We start from the raw sequence: 15,818 nt of genomic DNA, 5'->3' as shown, positions 1-15,818 counted from the left end.
TGGCTGCGAGTCCATTACTTGCAAGATCGGGAAAAATGTCGAACAGGTCGAAACGGAACCCTATGTACTCCTATTATACCTCCGTCTTGCTAACAAGAGAAAAACAATTTTTTACACATGTGAATAATTTGTGACAAAAATCACTTCTTTCTGCGCCCCCGCTCCTTAAGCAGGTATACATGCTTGTTTATTCCAATAATTCCTCGGATTTTATTGCCAGAAGGGACAGGTCTTCGAGAAAGAATTTCATCAAAACGGGCCTCCGCCGGACCGCGAAAGGGTGATAAGTAAAAGCTGCGGGCAGGCCCAACACCGTATGCCAGCCGCCCCTTCAGATGAAAAAACCACCCGCGTGAATTCAACGGATGGTCTCGGTTGCGGCAGCTTTAGCGGCAATCCTTCATTTTCTTGCCCGAGCTAGGCCTTCGGCCTTTTAAAAAGCTGGTTCATCACCTCGGAAAAAATAAGACCGGCGGCAATCGAACCGGAAATCATAAACGCTTTGGCGGCGAGCTGAACGGCAAGATTATAATCGTTTTCCACGAAAGAACGCATCGCGTCATAGGCCATGCCTCCCGGAACGAGAGGAATGATCCCCGCCACGCTGAAAACGATAATGGGGGTCTTGTAGAGACGGGCGAAAACCCGGGATATCACCGTCACGAAGAACGCCGCGGCCAAGGTGGCGACAATGGCGTTGGTATCGCTCCGCACAAGAACGACGTATACGAGCCAGCCCATCATCCCGACGAAACCGCACTGGATCAAGGTATTCCGGGGAACGTTAAAAATAATGCCGAAGGCGGCGGAGGCGATATAACTCGTCACGAGTTGTGCAATCATTGAGGGATTCCTCCGTTAATAAAATGAAAAGACGACCGCGATACCGGCTCCGATGGCAAACGCCGTCAAGAAAGCCTCCGCGCCCTTGGACAAGCCGGACACGAGATGGCCCGCCATCAAATCCCTCACGGCGTTCGTGATCAGCAGGCCCGGAACAAGCGGCATGACGGAGCCGATGATGATTTTGTCCAGCTCCTGTCCGAGCCCGGTCCATATAAACAGAGAGGCCAGCATGCCGATAATGAAGGAAGCCAGAAACTCGGCTACGAACTTGATCAGCACATACTGGTGAAAAATAAGGAACCCGATAAAACCCAGACCGCCTGTGACGACGGCCGGAAGAAAATCGGGCCACCCGCCGTTGAACATGATCGTAAAACAGCCGCTGGACACGGCCGCCGCCGCAATCTGGAGAGCAACGGGGTAGGCCAGATTGGCCTTGTCCACCTTGAGAAGCAGCCTGTGAGCTTCCTGAAGGTCAAGCTGTCCGTCGCTTATTTTGCGGGAGAGCCCGTTGACCAGCGTCACCTTGTGCAAATCGGTTGACCGCGTGGAGATCCGGACCAGCTTGGTCGGATCGCTGCCGTCCACGGAGAAGATAATGCCCGTCGGGGTCACGAAGCTGTGGGTATGATGAAGGCCGTAAGAGGCCGCGATGCGGGTCATCGTATCTTCCACCCGATACGTTTCCGCTCCGTTCTGGAGCATGATTTTTCCCGCCAGCAGGCACACATCTACGATTTTATAAGTCTGACCGGGACTGGACGCCTGTTCCATCGCGCACCTCTTCCTGTGGATGTAGATAAGATGCTTGCCTGCACTGCCGCCATTCTCAATCCAACAGCTCCGTCAGCCGGGTAAACTCGCTTTCGCTCAGGTCTCTCCATTTTCCTTTGGGGAGTCCGTCCAGCTTGATATTCATGATGCGCACCCGCTGCAGCCGGTGCACCTGATACCCGAATGCCTGGCACATACGCCGGATTTGCCGGTTCAGCCCCTGCGTCAGGATGATGCGGAAGGTATGGTCGTTGATGCGGGTCACCTTGCACGGTTTCGTCTTCGTCCCCAGAATGCGGACGCCCGTGGACATGCCTTGCACAAAGGAGTTCGTGATCGGCTGATTCACGGTGACGATATATTCTTTCTCGTGGTTATTTTCCGCGCGCAAAATTTTATTGACGATATCCCCGTCATTGGTCATGAGGATAAGGCCCTCCGAGTCTTTATCGAGCCGGCCGATCGGGAAGATTCTCTCCGGATGCCGCACGAAATCGACGATATTGCCCGGAATGTGGCGCTCCGTCGTGCACGTGATGCCAACCGGTTTATTCAACGCTATATAGACGGACTTCTTCTTGGTCCCCAGCGGCTTGCCGTCGATTCTCACATCATCCCCCGGCTCGGCCGTACTGCCCAGCTCTGCCGGAGCCCCGTTAATGGTCACACGTCCGGCTTGTACAAGCTCGTCCGCTTTTCGTCGGGAGCAAATGCCCGTTTCGCTAATGAATTTATTGATCCGCATGAAGCTGCTATCCCCTTCTTTTGCCTGTTAGGTTGTGAGTCCCCACCGATTTATATGCCTGTATTGTACCATAATCGGATGCAATTCGCGCCGCCGCTCTGTCACAAAAACGGCCCCTTCCCCAACTTGAAGGCATCACAACCAAACGGAGGATGAGAAAGAGGCGCGTTTTGGGCCGGGGAGAAGCTCGCGGCAACGGAAAAGCACGGAACTTCAAGGAATAGCGAGCTAAACTAAGGCTCCCGGAACCCGGCTAAAACCATCATCAGCAGGGCCGCAATCAAAGCCGCGGCAATCAGAAAGACGCTCCCCATTCCGGCAAATTTCAGAAAGCCTCGCTCCTCTTTCAGCATGCCTGCATAACCCAGCACAAGGCTTGCGCCGAGCGAACCGATGGCGGTATAAAAAAGCAGCCGAATGCCCGCCGACTCGCCTCCGGCAGGATTTTCCGAGATCAGGTAGCTCCCGACAAGCATCAGAACGCCCAGACTGCTTAACAGCGTAGAACCGGTTCCGAACTTTTTTTTCGATTCCATGGCAGCCTCCGTAATCATGAGATTTCTTCCTTATACTCCATTCATACGAAGCGGGTCAAAGAAGTTTCCGGATTCGGGTTGAAAAATGGAGAAACGCCCGTCTCTTTTGAGGAGATCCGGGCGTTTTTATCTGCCAAATAAGAGCTTGCGTACAATTCAATAACGCGGGAACCGAGAGAGAATGCCTGGTAAGCAGCGGTTCGATCTCAGCGGCATTCACTCTACAATTTCATGCACCGATTATTCATACTGCGCTGCAGGGCTCCCGGTGCGTGGTACGGCGTTGCGCAGCGGTGGTCGCACACAGTAAGACGGCAGTCTGTTTACTGGCAGCTGCCGCTTGTTTTCACGGCTGTTCTTCCCCCACGAGAAAAGTCAGTTTTTTCCCCTGAACCGAGATACTCGCCGGAGTCTGCATATAAATTTCCCCGTCCATGTCCGCCTGCATAGGCTGATCCGTGGTCAGCTTTAAGGAAGTGGTGCGGATGAACTCGAAGCTGCTCTTCTCGGAATCCCATTCATCAAAATTTTTGATCTTGAACAGTTCCTTCAGCAGCGGCAGCCCGGCCTCGCGGATAATTGCCACATCCAGGACGCCGTCATACAGAGCATCGGGCGCCAGGGGCAGCGGCCTCGTACCGAGAAACCGGCCGTTGGCGACGAATAACATCACCGCTTCGCCGTCTGTACGCCCGCTGTCGTGCTCCATGGTAAAGCGGAACGGATCTGCGGACGTTACCGTCTGGAGCGTGCTGATAAAATAACTCAGCTTGCCGATCGTCCCTTTCAGCTGCGGATTGATATTGACCGAGGCGTCGGTAATGAGGCCGATACCGAAGAAGTTCGAGAAGTACCGGTCGTTCGCCCGTCCGATATCTACCGGCTGTGTCTTCCCCCGCATAAGAGCCTCCGCGGCCCGATCCAGCTCCTGGGGAATATAGAGCGCCCGGGAGAAATCGTTGCATGTCCCGCCGGGAAGAATACCGACAACGGGCGGATCGGCCAGCGGTGCCAGCCCGTTCACGCATTCATGGACGGTCCCGTCCCCGCCCAACACGAGGAGGAGATCCGTCTCTTCCCCACGTTCCCGGCAGATCCGCTCCGCATCTCCGGGCTCCTTCGTCTGCACCAGCGTGAGCTCTCCAATTCCCGCCGCAAGGGGGCCGATGACCGCTCCCAGCCTGCTGCCCGTTTCCGCCTGACCGGCGCTGCCGTTATGAATCAGAATCGCTTTTCCGAACATGCTCCCCGCCTCCTTCGCTTACGCCAATTTCCATCTCTAGCCTGTACTTACCCCGATCCAGAAATCCGGACCACCTTTTCTAAAAAAAGGAATCCAGGTTCGCGATCCCGTTTGCTCCTACCCCGCTATCCGGCCGCACGCTCTTCCTTACGGGCCGGCCTTTTAGAATTGACGAACCAGATGCCGATCAGCACGAAGACGATGCCCGTCACAGTGCCCGCCCTCAAAGTCTCACCCAGGAAAAGAACGCCCGACAGAACGCCGATGACCGGTACCAGCAGCAGAGAAACGGAAGCTTTGCCCGCCTCGGCGCGCGATAAAATATGGAACCACAGGACGAACGCGAACGCGGAAGCGACAATCCCGGCAAAGCCGACATAAACCGCGGGCATAAGTCCCCAATGGCTCTCTCCGTGTTCAAAAACAGCCGAATACAGAAACAGCCCCGCCGCTCCCGCTACCATCTGCCAGGTCGTAAACTGGAGATTGTCGCAGTGGGCCAGCTTGCGCTTGATGATCACGTTGGAGACGGCCCAGGCAAGCCCTGACGACAAAGCCAGCAGCATGGCCCAGAAGCTTCCTCCGAGACGCACATCCAAAGCGAAGAACATCCCGATGATTCCCGCGATCAGCCCGATCGTTTTGCGGGTCGTAAGCTTTTCGCCCGGAATGAGAAAGTGCGCCATCAGCGTCAGCCAGAGCGGCATACTGTACGTCAGCACGGAGGTAAGCCCGGCGCTTATATCCTCCAGCGAAATCTGGATCGCCAGATTGAAATAGGCCGTCTGGAGAATTCCGCACAGGATAAACCATTTCAAATCTTTCCGTGACGGAAGCGGAACCTTCTTGAACAGACAGAACAGCAGCAGAGCGGCCGCCCCCACCCCGAAGCGGTACCCGGCGAACAACACCGGAGGAAATACGCCGTTAGCGAGCTTCATGATAACCCAGTTGTAACCCCAAATGAGGCATAAAAGTCCGATTAACCCGTTCAACTGCCAACACCTCTTTAATCGAATCACACCTTGCGGAGCTTTTCCGAAAAATTTCGCCCCGTGCACCTCCGCCTTTCCTTAACGAAAAAAAAGAGAAGATGCACCTTTCAGGCACCTTCTCTCATTCTATCATTTATCCAGAAAATTGGGAGAAATCCGTAAAATCTCATCAAATTTCTTTTCTTTGAAAATAACCCAGACCGGAGAGGAAGAAAACGACGAAGCCTCCCAGAATGACATAGATCAGCGTTTCGAAAGAAACATGAAGCCCTCCCAAGCTGGTTTCGCTTGCCGGAAGCATGGCCAGGAACGGCTGCGCCCACGGATAAAACGGACCGTACGTCTCGGAATTGGCTACCAGAATGTTCGGCAGCGTGAAGATAACGTTGAGCGCGAGCGGAGCCGCAAAGCTCACCCAGGCGATGGATACCCAGAGCTGCAGAGCCGCCAGCGGCAAGGTAGCGAGCCAGCCTCCGAAGACGGGCCACAGCAGCTGACTCCAAGGGATGCTTGCTCCGAGCCCCTTGATGAAGCCCGCTCCGATCAAGCCGCCGAGGAACAGCAGCTGAGTGACGGCGAGCAGCCCGGTGACGAGCAGGAACTTGGCGATGAACAGGTGGGAGCGCGACACCGGCAGGGCAAGCACCTGCTTCCAGCCCCCGCCCGTATGCTCGTAGCGGCACACGTACGCCGCGAACACGCCGGTCAGCAGCGGGAGGAACAACATCGCATGAATGAGGGCCATCGTGCTCAGCAGAAGCGTCCATGCGATCAAGGGTTCATTCGCCGGCACCGGCAGGGCCAGACCGGTCGCAAAAGCGAGCAGCGGGGAGATGAAAATCAGCAGCCAGATGTTCGTTTTGCGCAGCTTCAGCCATTCGGCACCCAGTATGTTAAAGAAAGCGGCCATCTCAGTTCACATCCTGTCTGGTAAAGTGAGTCAGCCCGATCAGGAACACGACGATACCCGTGCCGATTCCAAGCCATACGTTAAGCTCGGGCCGTCCGGCCTCGTTCACGAGCAGCGGCCATTTCCACAGGAACCAGTCCGGCAGCCGGATGGAAAAGAGGCTCAGCACGGTTCCCAAAATTCCGGCCGTCAGCGGAATGGCCTGATTTCGGACCGCTACGGACAACCACAGCTGAACGGACAGGATCGGGATTCCGGCGAGAAGCGGGAACAGGCTGATGCGAATGACGTGCATAACGGGAACGTTCATTCCGAAGCCGAGCAGGAGGCCGAGAATTACGGATCCGGCCGCCAGCAAGAGGCACGACACGAGCAGCAGGATGAATACGAGCAGCAGCTTCGACGTGAAGACGCTGAAGCGGGAAACCGGCAGGGCCAGCAGCTGCTTCCAGGAATTCTTCTGATGCTCGTAGCCCGCGATCATCGACGTCAGCAGCGTCATGCCGAGCAGCAGGGCCGGGGCCGCGAGAAACTGGATGTTTGAGAGCAGCGCGTACCAGAGATCATTCGCGTACTGCTTGGTCAGATAGTCGTAACGCAGGCCGAAGTTGACGGCCTGGAGGCCGACGACGCCTACGGGACCCAGCAGCACGAGGAACCAGGCAAGCGTCCGGCGGATTTTCAAGAAATCCGCCGCCAGTACTCTGCCGATCATAAGCTGTCTCCCTCCCCTACCAGGTCCAGGAAGAAATCTTCCAGCGATTTCTTCTTCTCTTCCACCCGGTAGACGGAGTGCCCCGCCTGGACCAGGCCGGTTACAACCTGCGCGATCTTCTCATCGGGAGCTTCCTCCAGAAGAAGCGAAGACTCGTCGGCCACCGCGAAGCAGCCGGCCGAGGCGGCGGTACGCAGCGCCTGCTGCGGCGCGTCCACCGCAATGCGGATCTGGCCGCCCGCCTTTCTGCGCAGACTCTCGATCGTGTCTTCGAAGATCATCGAGCCGCCGCGGATAATGCCGACGCGGCTGGCCATCTGATCCACCTCGCTCAGCAGGTGGCTCGATACCAGAACCGTCACGCCGTACTGCTGCGGCATGCTTTTGATCAGCTCCCGGATCTCCAGGATGCCGGACGGGTCGAGCCCGTTGGTAGGCTCGTCGAGCACGAGCAGCTCCGGGCTGCCCAGCAACGCGGCGGCGATGCCCAGACGCTGCTTCATGCCGAGCGAGTAGCCCTTCACCGGGCGCTTCGCTTCCTTCGTCAGGCGGACAATCGCCAGCACTTCGTCGATCCGCTGTTTCGGCACGTCGAGAATGCGGCGGATAGCCTCCAGATTTTCGTAAGCGGTCAGATGACCGTAGTAGGAAGGGTACTCCACCAAAGAGCCGACCTTGCGCAGAATCGCCAGCTTTTCCTTGCGCAGATCTTTGCCGAACAGCTGCACCGTCCCTTTCGTCGGGCGGATCAAGCCTAGCAGCATCCGTATGGTTGTCGTTTTCCCGGCGCCGTTGGGCCCCAGAAAGCCGTAAATATCTCCTTTGCGAATTTGGAGATTCACGTTGTCCACGGCAGATCTCAGTTTGTATTGTTTGGACAACCCGAAGGTTTGAATAATCATTTCGTTCATGGAAAATCACCTCGCCCCTTATGTTAAAGAGCGAAGGTTAATCCCAGGGTGCGGCTTGTTTAAGATTCGTTTAAAATCACCGGTCGCGCGGGAACAAATAGATGGCCGTTCCTTCCGGCGAGCTGACGACATCCCAGCCCAGATGCATTTCTTTCACCATCAGCGCGACGATCGTGAGACCGATCCCCGCCCCCTTCTCCGCCGACGGAGCCTTCATGCCAGGGCCTTTGTCCTCGATCACGAGAGCGGTCCCGTCTTCCCTTTCCTCGGTGCGGAGGCCGATATATCCGCCGGACTTGGCGTGGCGAAGCACATTCTGGAACAGGTTGTCCAGAATCCGGTTCATCCACTGGGGATCGGCTTTCCAGTAGACGGGATGCTCCGGCACACCGACGTCCATAACCATGCCCTCCTCCTCGAATACGGGGTACCAGGCGGCGGCGGACGCCCGGACGAGCCGGGCCACGTCGATCTCGGTCCGCTGGAGCGGGTACTTTCCGGCGGAAAGCAGCGTATACGACAGCAGGTTGTCGATGAGCCGGTTAAGATCGTCGGACTTCGTCTCGATCAGAGCCAGCGAAGACTTGCCTGACGCGGAGATCGGCTCCTTCTGCAGCGAGTAGGCGTGGCTGCGGATAATCGTCAGCGGCGTGCGCAGATCGTGAGACAGGTTCGCGATCAGCTGCTTTCGGAGCCCTTCCTCTTTGCGTTCCCGCTGGCGGCTCGTCGTCAACTCCTCGATCATCCGGTTGAAGGCCAGCTCCAGTTGTCCGATTTCGTCCTTCTTGCTGACGGCTATCGGATGGGGGATGTCCCGGCCATCCGGCAGTCCCATCGCCTCCTCCAGATGAACGAGACGCTTGCGGATGCGGTAGAAAAACAGCCACGACGTGAACAGGAACAAGCCGAAGGCCAGCAGAACAATGCCGATGACATACCGGTCGCTGTAGATAGGCCGTTCCTCCTTCATCAGCACCCGCGGAATCTGCATCACCATAAACCCCTGAGACGCGTCTTCTCCCACGAAAGCGACCGTTGTATAAGGATCGCCGTCATAGCTTTTTTTCATAAAAGCGATCGTATCGGCCGCTTCCCATACGGTAGGAAGGTCCGGCCGTTCAGGCAGGGTTAAGCGCGTTTTCCCGCTGCCGTCGACCCAGAACAGATCCGCCTTCGGATATTTCTCCTTCAGTTCCCGTATCCGCTTGTCGATTCCCTCATCTCCGGCGCCCTGCAGCTTCTTAGCCTCCCCGTGCCAGAACTTCTCGATGTCATTTCCCCTCGCATAGGGATTGGTCTTCCGGTTCTCTTCCTGGGTCTTGAACGAATGCGGCAAATAATACAGAACAGCGGCCATCGGAAAAATAACCGGCCAAATCAGCATCGCGAACACCACGATGCACAAATATTTTACGAGCAGCGAGTGACGCCACTTCATGCTCTCACCCGGTAACCGATGCCGCGGATCGTCTCCACGATTTCGGGCTGGCTGGGGTCGCGCTCGATCTTTTCGCGGAGATAGCGGATATGAACCATCAGCGTTTTGTCCCCGTCGATGTAAGGGTCTCCCCAGACCCCTTCGTACAGCTGCTCTTTTGTAAGAATCTGATTCGGATGACGTAGGAAATACATGAAAATCTGAAATTGTTTCCCTGTCAAAATAATTTCTTCTCCGGTCCGCGTGTCCACGATCCGGTTCTCCTCCATATTCACCTGCAAATGATGCAGCGTGAGCTCCGCCTGCGCCAGTTTACCCGTACGCCGCAGCAGCACTTCGACACGGGCCGCCAGCTCATCCGGATGAAACGGCTTCGTCACGTAATCGTCCGCGAATTGCAGACCCTGCAATTTATCGTCGATGGAGGTCCGCGCGGAGAGCATCAGAACGGGCGTATCCGGGTAATTCTTTTTCATCCGCTGCCCGATCGAAAAGCCGTCCAGACCCGGGAGCATCACGTCCAGGATGACCAGGTCGCTTTTCTCCCAGAATTCCGCCGCCTTCTCTCCGGATTTCAGCCAATTCACTTCGTAGCCCCGTTCGATCAAGTGGCTGTTGACCCATTTGCCGATTTCGGGATCGTCCTCAATGTACAAAATTTGTTTAACGGCCATGATACTAACTCCTTCCAGTCTCGCTACCGTTACTTTACAAAGACATTCGCCGGATTGTCAAAAGGGGACCGTTACTTCAAACCGCTTTTTAACGTATAACATGCTTATGAATATGCGGAGGGGACCGGTAGATAGGAAAATGCCGCACCCTGCCTGGTGATCGTTACTCTGCCTGTCTTGATTCTGATCTGCGGCCATTAAACCGGCCGGAAAAGGAGGCCTTGCCATGAGGATGCCCAAGCGTTTCAAACACCTGTACACCTATCTGCATAAATGCTTTGGCAAAAGCCTCCGGTCTATACGCGGCTTGCCTTTTCGAAAGGGTGCGGTGATAGCGGGTACTTATAAAATCGTGGAAAAACTCGGAGCCGGCAGCTTCGGCGTCGCCTATCTGGCGCTGAAAACGGATAACGGACAGCAGGTGGTGCTGAAAAGGGTATCGCCCGTAAGAGGCGGCAAAAAGCGGGCGGAATACATCTTCGGGCAGGAAACCGCCATGCTCCGGCAGCTGCGGCATCCGGATATTCCGGCATTCTACGAGGCTTTCCGATGGAGGGGCGAGTTCTGCTTTGCGATGGAGTATGTACGTGGAAGCTCGCTCGATGTGCTGCTTTTCCGTGAAGAGAGAGCCTTCTCCGAGAAGGAATCCCTGCTTGTGGTCCGTCGGCTGTTGGAGCTTGTCGGGATGCTTCACGGACAGGGAGTCGTCCACCGGGACATTTCGATTGCCAACGTGCTTTTGGATGGGGACACGGTGAAGCTGATCGACTTCGGGCTCGCCCGGGCCCTAAGTACCGGCGGCAACGCTTCGGACAGCCCTGCCGAAGAGCATCTCCCCCGCCGGGACGCGGATGTGGACGACGACGATTCGTCGGAGAAAAAAATCCGGCGGGCCGTTCATGTGATCAGCGATTTTTACGCGGCCGGTCATCTGCTCTTATTTTTGCTGTACAGCACCTATTCTACGGAAGACGAAAGCGCGGCCAAAGGCGCCGGACTGAGCTGGGAAAAGGAGCTGCTTCTGCATCCCGGAACGAAAAAACTGCTCCGCCGGTTGCTTTTGACGGAACAGCCTTATGAACGAGCGAGCGAGATACAAAACGATATCGATGGAATTCTGGCGGAACTTGAAGGTTGAGGGTCAACTGCTGTAGGAGCTGGAAGAGCGTTTTTTCTTGTAGTGATTGTGACCGTAGTGATTGTGGCCGTTGTAGTTCTTGTGGGAATGTCTGCGGAAATCGTCACTGCTGCTGTGGGGGCGGTAGTGGGAACCTTTGTGCTTGTCGGCACCAAGAAGTTTAGTCAGCAATTTTTTTAGCATGGCCATACCTCCTTTTGGGTGTACTATACGGCGAAGGCAAGAATAACGTTTCAGATTGGGCAGAAAATCTCCCCGGATCAGTTCTTACCCGAAAAGTCAGGGATAGCAACTTCCCCCCCTTCGTTAGCATGCAAAAAAAGAAGGAGGAATCTGGTCCCTCCTTCTTTTCGTTCATTTCCGCAACCGGTCCGCGCTTACCGTGCCGAGCGGCACCTTACCACTTGGACGATCCCGAGGATCGTCCTCCGGAAGAGCCGCCGCCCCAGCTGGAGCTGCCGGAGGAACGCCCTCCGCTTCCGCCCCAGCTCGAGCCCCCCGAGGAGTTGCCGCCGCCCCCGGGCCCGCCGGGGCCTCTGCGGCGAAGCTGCTCCTCATGCATCCGGCGCTGATAGTCCCGGTCCATCTGCTCCAGCAGCTGCTGGCCGGACGAGATGCGCTGCATCGCTTCCGCGAAAAGCCCCCGGGCGATAAGCCGCCGGCTTTCCTCCATCAGCGTCTCGTAGCCGGAGGAATAGGGCGACAGGCTTATGCTGCCGCCGTACCGGGCATGCCGGCTCCGGTACTCTCCTTCGAGCTGCCTGATCGTGCGCAGCGTCTCTTCTTTCTCCCGCAGCAGCTGCTGCACACGCTCCGCGGCCTGCCCGGCCTGGACGGCCAGCCCCCGCCGGCGCTCTTCCAGCAGGTCCACGTCGAGCACCGGTGCCTGCGCCAGCTGCTCCAGCTGGGCCAGCCTGCTTTCGCCGTCGCCGATCATCGCGGACAGCTCCGGTGATTCCACCTGCAGCTCCCCGAAAGCGGAAGCCGCCTGCCGCAGCCGGCTTCGTTCTTCGTCCAGCGCATTCCGGACGGTCCGGACCCGCGCGTCCAAGCTGTCGTGATACCCGAGAATCCGCGTGCGGAGCTCGCGGATTTCGGTCATCAGCGCTTGGGCCTCCGTACCGGCCTCCCGGGCCGAACGGTACTCCTGGACGTCCGGAGCGAGTCCCGACCGGATCTCCGTCAGCCGCCGGCCAAGCTCTTCGCGCGCCCGCGTCATGCGGGTGTAGTCGGCCTGCTGCTCCCGCCGGTGCGCTTCCGCGTAATCGCGGGCGATTTTAAGAGATTCCTCCGGGTAGGCACGGTCGAATGAGCCAAGGTCACCCGTCAGCTCCTCGACCTCATGAGCCGTCTTCCGCGCAGACTCCCGGTCGGCGATCATCGCCTCCACCAGGCTGCGGGCGGCTCCCATGCCTTCCTCTATGGCGGCCGCGCTCCGGCCGCCCTCTTCGGTATCGCCCGCTTTCAGCAGCGTACCCAGCCGAGCGGATTCATCCCTTGCCTGCTCAAGCAAAGCGTATGGATCGCCATCGGTAAGCAGCAGGCTTTCCCGCCGCGCTTTTTCCCTGAGTTCTTGTTCCAATGCTTGGATCTCCGGTAAAAATCCGGGCTGCCGCGCCTCCAGCGCTTCGAAGTCCTTAACCGACTTCTTGATGAAATCCAGCTCCTTCAGAGCGGCTTCGACCGACGTTTCGGCCTGTATAAAATCGAATTCATCCAGCTCGTCGGCCTTGGCATAAGCTGTCTTGGCCTGTTCCGCATGCTTCCTCAGGGCAGTCAGCGGGTAACCTGTCCGGCGGGCAAGCGCTTCGACAACTTCCTCCGCTTCGGCGATGCCGGTCTTGGCCCGGTTCACGGATTTTCTGACTTCCGTGGATTGCTTTTCGATCTCCGCGAGCTGCGTCCTGTACGGCTCCAGCTTTTTGACAAATTCCTGCACGGATTGGAGAAGGCTTCTCGTCTCGGCCTCTCCCTTGGCGTTAAGGAGGAAAGGAATTTTCTGAGCCGCCAGGCGTCCCCTCAGCTCTTCGGCTTCTCCCTGCAGCCGCACTACCGCATTCTCCAGCTCGGCGGCTTTTTGTTTTGTTTCCCCTTGCAAAAATTGTTTCTCCAGGTCCTGAAAAACTTCCGAAAACAGCATTCCGTTCAACACCGGCTGCGTCCCGTCGAGCAGCTGTTTCGCTTCCGCCAGCCGTTTCCGGGCCGCGGCCCTTCTTTTGTACTGCCAGAAAGCCCAAATTCCCGCTCCAATCACGGCGAGCCCCAGCACAACCGGAATAATCGAGGCCATGCTGCCCGAGGAGTCGCCGGCTCCCGATGCTCCCGCTCCGGCAAGCGAGTTCACGTAACCGCTGACCGCCAGAATACCTTCTCCAATCTTGCCTTCTCCGGCAGCAGGCACAAACTTAAGATCGACAATCCCCTTCGCATCCTTCGCCTTGCTTCGCGAAACGGCCGCGGACAGCTGCTCGTTCTCATAAACCAGATGGACAAAATTCGGCTGAGTCGTGATGACCAGCATCAGCTGATTCCGGTTCAGCCCCCATTGATCGTAAGCTTCATTCGCGAGGCGCTCTCCCTCGCTTTCGGTTAAGCCTTTGGCGGTAAGCACAAACAATTCGTAATCTTTGTTCTTCAGTCCGCTTTCCACCTGACGGGCCTGGGTTTGCGTAAGCAAACCGACGGGATCGGTAACGATTCCGTTATTCCGGGGCACCGCCGCGGCAAACACAGCCGTACAGGTAAGAAATGTCAGGAGTAGGGCGAGCCCTATCACACGGATTCTCTTCATTTTGTTCCCCTTTCGCTCCAATGACCTTTTACATGCTCTTTACCCGAAAATACCGGTTTCGCTTCTTTTCCGTTTTAAACGCCTCTGACGTCAATCTTCCCTTCATTCCCGGGGAAAAAGCTCTCTGGCCGTTTGAATAAATAAATGTACCGCCAGCGATGCTTCTTTCAAAGAAGGCACGGCTACGGATATATCCCGGCAGACGCGAGGCTCCAGGTCGAGCGTAACGAGCCCCGGAGGCAGGGCGGATAAGGACAAGCGGGACAAGATAGCGAGTCCCAGCCCTTCTCGGATCATATTCAGCACCGTCGCGACGTTAGACGCCGCAAAAGCCAACCGGAGATCCGCGCCCGACTTCTGAAACAAATCGATAATCGGGGCTTCGTACCCTCCTCTGCACAAAATCATCGGCTCTCCGCTCAAATCGGAGATTGTAAGAGAACTTCGGCCCCCCAGCGCGTGGTTCTCCGGAAGAACAGCCACCATCTTGTCTCTAAAAAGAGGAACGATCTCCATATCCGCATCGGGAAAAATAACGAGGCCCACGTCGATAAACCGCGTCGACAGCCACTCCTTCACTTCGGCAATCGTGCCTTCATGAAGCACCAGCTGGAGATTCGGATATTTCTGCTTGAACGTGCTCATGATCTTCGGCAAAAAATGAGCCGCGGCCGTAGGAAACGCGCCGATGCGGACGGTTCCGACCTCCAGCCCTTTCTCCGCCGCGATTTCCTGCTCAATGTTCTCGACGCGCTGCAAAATCTCGCGCATTTGGATGAGTACCCTTTTCCCGATATGCGTCAGGGTAATGCCGTTCTTCCGGTCCCGGATCATCAAATGGATGCCGAGATCAGCCTCAAGACTGGAGATGGCGTGGCTCACGGCAGGCTGCGTCATGTTGAGCTCCAAGCCCGCTTTGGTGAAGCTTCCCGTCTCCGCTATCTTCACAAAAACCTGAAATTGAGTAATGGTCATAACCTTTCACTTATGCTCCTCATAAAAATTATTCATTTTATTTATCTTATAGCCCATCGTATCATAAGAAAGCAGTTCTAACCAAGGAGTGATTTATATGGAACGTTCTTCCCGTAAACGAACGGCTTTCCTGCTCGCGTTTCTGGTCTTGATGTGGGGAATCAACTGGCCCCTGACCAAGCACGCGCTCATTTATACACCGCCCCTGCTATTCGCGGGTATTCGTACATTGATCGGCGGCTTCCTGCTGCTGTTCGTCGCCATTCCGAGATACAAGAAGCTCAACTTCAAGCAAACGTGGCACATTTATTTGATTTCCGCCGTGCTGAACATCATTTTGTTCTACGGATTGCAGACTGTCGGGCTCGGTTACCTGCCTTCGGGGCTGTTCTCCGCTATCGTTTTCTTCCAGCCGGTGCTGCTTGGGATCCTCTCCTGGCTGTGGTTGGGCGAATCCATGTACGGGCTAAAAATGTTCGGCCTGCTCCTCGGTTTCGCCGGGGTAGCGACCATTACTTCGGCCGGACTGAGCGGGCATATCTCCTTTACCGGCATTCTGCTGGCGCTCGGATCTGCGGTAAGCTGGGCTTTCGGTACCGTTTTTATGAAAAAAACAGGCGACCGCGTCGACTCCATCTGGATGGTCACGCTGCAGCTGCTGATGGGCGGAGTCGTCCTGACGGGCACAGGCCTCTCCACAGAAAGCGTCTCAGACATCGCATGGACCGGCCCTTTCATCTTCAGCCTGCTCTTCATTTCGGTATTCGTCATTGCGATGGGGTGGCTGGCTTTCTTCACGCTGGTCGGTTCGGGCGAAGCGAGTAAAGTCGCCTCGTTCACCTTCCTGATTCCGCTGATCTCCATTACCGTCAGCGCTATTTTCATGAATGAAGCGATTACGATCAACCTGCTGGCAGGACTGATCCTCATCGTGGTCAGCATCGTACTCGTGAACGTGCCGCCCCGGTCTTTCCTTGCCGCCAAAGCAAAAAAGTCCAAAGATATCCCCCCTTGCGCAAGTCTGGGTCAGGCAAGGGATTTTAAATAACGGTTCGGAAACAAGAAAAACCGGCGGAGGGCTGAGCCTCCGCCGGTTTCTTTTTTTGATATACGCCTATCCGTTAATC

General features: G+C 56.4%; 16 protein-coding genes. 2 read left to right on the top strand and 14 right to left on the bottom strand.

Annotated elements, in window-relative coordinates; genetic code table 11:
- Positions 1-417: 417 nt before the first annotated feature.
- From ABH899_RS15980 to ABH899_RS15930, 11 genes are all read right to left on the bottom strand, one after another.
- Complete coding sequence (locus ABH899_RS15980) at positions 418-843, bottom strand: threonine/serine exporter family protein (protein ID WP_218230550.1); 426 nt, start codon at positions 841-843, stop codon at positions 418-420.
- A gap of 15 nt (positions 844-858) precedes the next feature.
- Positions 859-1,620, bottom strand: a complete 762-nt coding sequence (locus ABH899_RS15975; RefSeq protein WP_369997994.1) for a threonine/serine exporter family protein — start codon at positions 1,618-1,620, stop codon at positions 859-861.
- A gap of 55 nt (positions 1,621-1,675) precedes the next feature.
- Positions 1,676-2,365, bottom strand: a complete 690-nt coding sequence (rluF, locus tag ABH899_RS15970) for a 23S rRNA pseudouridine(2604) synthase RluF (protein WP_369997991.1) — start codon at positions 2,363-2,365, stop codon at positions 1,676-1,678.
- 233 nt (positions 2,366-2,598) lie between these two features.
- Positions 2,599-2,901: a hypothetical protein gene (locus ABH899_RS15965; protein WP_016423692.1), complete on the bottom strand. Its 303-nt coding sequence runs from the start codon at positions 2,899-2,901 to the stop codon at positions 2,599-2,601.
- 346 nt (positions 2,902-3,247) lie between these two features.
- Positions 3,248-4,144, bottom strand: coding sequence for a diacylglycerol/lipid kinase family protein (locus ABH899_RS15960; protein ID WP_369997987.1), 897 nt, complete (start codon positions 4,142-4,144; stop codon positions 3,248-3,250).
- 125 nt (positions 4,145-4,269) lie between these two features.
- Positions 4,270-5,139, bottom strand: coding sequence for a DMT family transporter (locus tag ABH899_RS15955; RefSeq protein ID WP_369997984.1), 870 nt, complete (start codon positions 5,137-5,139; stop codon positions 4,270-4,272).
- 169 nt (positions 5,140-5,308) lie between these two features.
- Complete coding sequence (locus tag ABH899_RS15950; protein WP_009676005.1) at positions 5,309-6,049, bottom strand: ABC transporter permease; 741 nt, start codon at positions 6,047-6,049, stop codon at positions 5,309-5,311.
- Position 6,050: 1 nt separating this feature from the next.
- A complete protein-coding gene (locus ABH899_RS15945) occupies positions 6,051-6,764 on the bottom strand; it encodes an ABC transporter permease (protein WP_369997980.1) in 714 nt (237 codons plus the stop codon).
- Positions 6,761-7,675 carry an ABC transporter ATP-binding protein gene (locus ABH899_RS15940; RefSeq protein WP_009675873.1) on the bottom strand — a complete coding sequence of 305 codons (915 nt, stop codon included), beginning with the start codon at positions 7,673-7,675 and terminating at the stop codon, positions 6,761-6,763. Before ABH899_RS15940 ends, ABH899_RS15945 begins: the two co-directional genes overlap by 4 nt.
- Before the next feature lie 76 nt (positions 7,676-7,751).
- Positions 7,752-9,113 carry a HAMP domain-containing sensor histidine kinase gene (locus ABH899_RS15935; RefSeq protein ID WP_369997976.1) on the bottom strand — a complete coding sequence of 454 codons (1,362 nt, stop codon included), beginning with the start codon at positions 9,111-9,113 and terminating at the stop codon, positions 7,752-7,754.
- On the bottom strand, positions 9,110-9,787 hold the full coding sequence (locus ABH899_RS15930) for a response regulator transcription factor (protein ID WP_009675837.1): 678 nt from the start codon (positions 9,785-9,787) through the stop codon (positions 9,110-9,112). Before ABH899_RS15930 ends, ABH899_RS15935 begins: the two co-directional genes overlap by 4 nt.
- 226 nt (positions 9,788-10,013) lie before the next feature.
- Here ABH899_RS15930 and ABH899_RS15925 point away from each other — a divergent pair, with 226 nt between their 5' ends.
- Entirely contained in the window at positions 10,014-10,925 is a 912-nt protein-coding gene (locus tag ABH899_RS15925) for a serine/threonine protein kinase (protein ID WP_369997973.1), read from the top strand.
- Between the two features lie 3 nt (positions 10,926-10,928).
- On the opposite strand, the gene ABH899_RS15920 is transcribed toward ABH899_RS15925, so the two are convergent.
- From ABH899_RS15920 to ABH899_RS15910, 3 genes are all read right to left on the bottom strand, one after another.
- Complete coding sequence (locus tag ABH899_RS15920) at positions 10,929-11,108, bottom strand: hypothetical protein (protein ID WP_369997970.1); 180 nt, start codon at positions 11,106-11,108, stop codon at positions 10,929-10,931.
- Positions 11,109-11,322: 214 nt separating this feature from the next.
- Positions 11,323-13,716 (bottom strand): TPM domain-containing protein, encoded by a 2,394-nt coding sequence (locus ABH899_RS15915; protein WP_369997967.1) that lies wholly within the window; start codon positions 13,714-13,716, stop codon positions 11,323-11,325.
- 102 nt (positions 13,717-13,818) lie between these two features.
- Positions 13,819-14,691 carry a LysR family transcriptional regulator gene (locus ABH899_RS15910; protein ID WP_369997964.1) on the bottom strand — a complete coding sequence of 291 codons (873 nt, stop codon included), beginning with the start codon at positions 14,689-14,691 and terminating at the stop codon, positions 13,819-13,821.
- Positions 14,692-14,788: 97 nt separating this feature from the next.
- On the opposite strand from ABH899_RS15910, the gene ABH899_RS15905 reads away from it, so the two are divergent.
- A complete protein-coding gene (locus ABH899_RS15905) occupies positions 14,789-15,739 on the top strand; it encodes a DMT family transporter (protein ID WP_369997961.1) in 951 nt (316 codons plus the stop codon).
- The last annotated feature ends 79 nt before the right edge of the window (positions 15,740-15,818 follow it).

The organism is Paenibacillus sp. RC84 (assembly GCF_041260495.1).
Classification (GTDB): domain Bacteria; phylum Bacillota; class Bacilli; order Paenibacillales; family NBRC-103111; genus Paenibacillus_F.
The sequence above is the reverse complement of the archived record's forward strand: the minus strand, read 5'-3'. Positions and strand labels throughout refer to the sequence as shown.

Excerpts from the sequence above, each read along its gene's own strand:
- ABH899_RS15980 (WP_218230550.1), bottom strand. The coding sequence starts at position 843 with ATGATTGCACAACTCGTGACGAGTTATATCGCCTCCGCCGCCTTCGGC.
- ABH899_RS15975 (WP_369997994.1), bottom strand. The coding sequence starts at position 1,620 with ATGGAACAGGCGTCCAGTCCCGGTCAGACTTATAAAATCGTAGATGTG.
- rluF (WP_369997991.1), bottom strand. The coding sequence starts at position 2,365 with ATGCGGATCAATAAATTCATTAGCGAAACGGGCATTTGCTCCCGACGA.
- ABH899_RS15965 (WP_016423692.1), bottom strand. The coding sequence starts at position 2,901 with ATGGAATCGAAAAAAAAGTTCGGAACCGGTTCTACGCTGTTAAGCAGT.
- ABH899_RS15960 (WP_369997987.1), bottom strand. The coding sequence starts at position 4,144 with ATGTTCGGAAAAGCGATTCTGATTCATAACGGCAGCGCCGGTCAGGCG.
- ABH899_RS15950 (WP_009676005.1), bottom strand. The coding sequence starts at position 6,049 with ATGGCCGCTTTCTTTAACATACTGGGTGCCGAATGGCTGAAGCTGCGC.
- ABH899_RS15945 (WP_369997980.1), bottom strand. The coding sequence starts at position 6,764 with ATGATCGGCAGAGTACTGGCGGCGGATTTCTTGAAAATCCGCCGGACG.
- ABH899_RS15940 (WP_009675873.1), bottom strand. The coding sequence starts at position 7,675 with ATGAACGAAATGATTATTCAAACCTTCGGGTTGTCCAAACAATACAAA.
- ABH899_RS15935 (WP_369997976.1), bottom strand. The coding sequence starts at position 9,113 with ATGAAGTGGCGTCACTCGCTGCTCGTAAAATATTTGTGCATCGTGGTG.
- ABH899_RS15930 (WP_009675837.1), bottom strand. The coding sequence starts at position 9,787 with ATGGCCGTTAAACAAATTTTGTACATTGAGGACGATCCCGAAATCGGC.
- ABH899_RS15925 (WP_369997973.1), top strand. The coding sequence starts at position 10,014 with ATGAGGATGCCCAAGCGTTTCAAACACCTGTACACCTATCTGCATAAA.
- ABH899_RS15920 (WP_369997970.1), bottom strand. The coding sequence starts at position 11,108 with ATGCTAAAAAAATTGCTGACTAAACTTCTTGGTGCCGACAAGCACAAA.
- ABH899_RS15915 (WP_369997967.1), bottom strand. The coding sequence starts at position 13,716 with ATGAAGAGAATCCGTGTGATAGGGCTCGCCCTACTCCTGACATTTCTT.
- ABH899_RS15910 (WP_369997964.1), bottom strand. The coding sequence starts at position 14,691 with ATGACCATTACTCAATTTCAGGTTTTTGTGAAGATAGCGGAGACGGGA.
- ABH899_RS15905 (WP_369997961.1), top strand. The coding sequence starts at position 14,789 with ATGGAACGTTCTTCCCGTAAACGAACGGCTTTCCTGCTCGCGTTTCTG.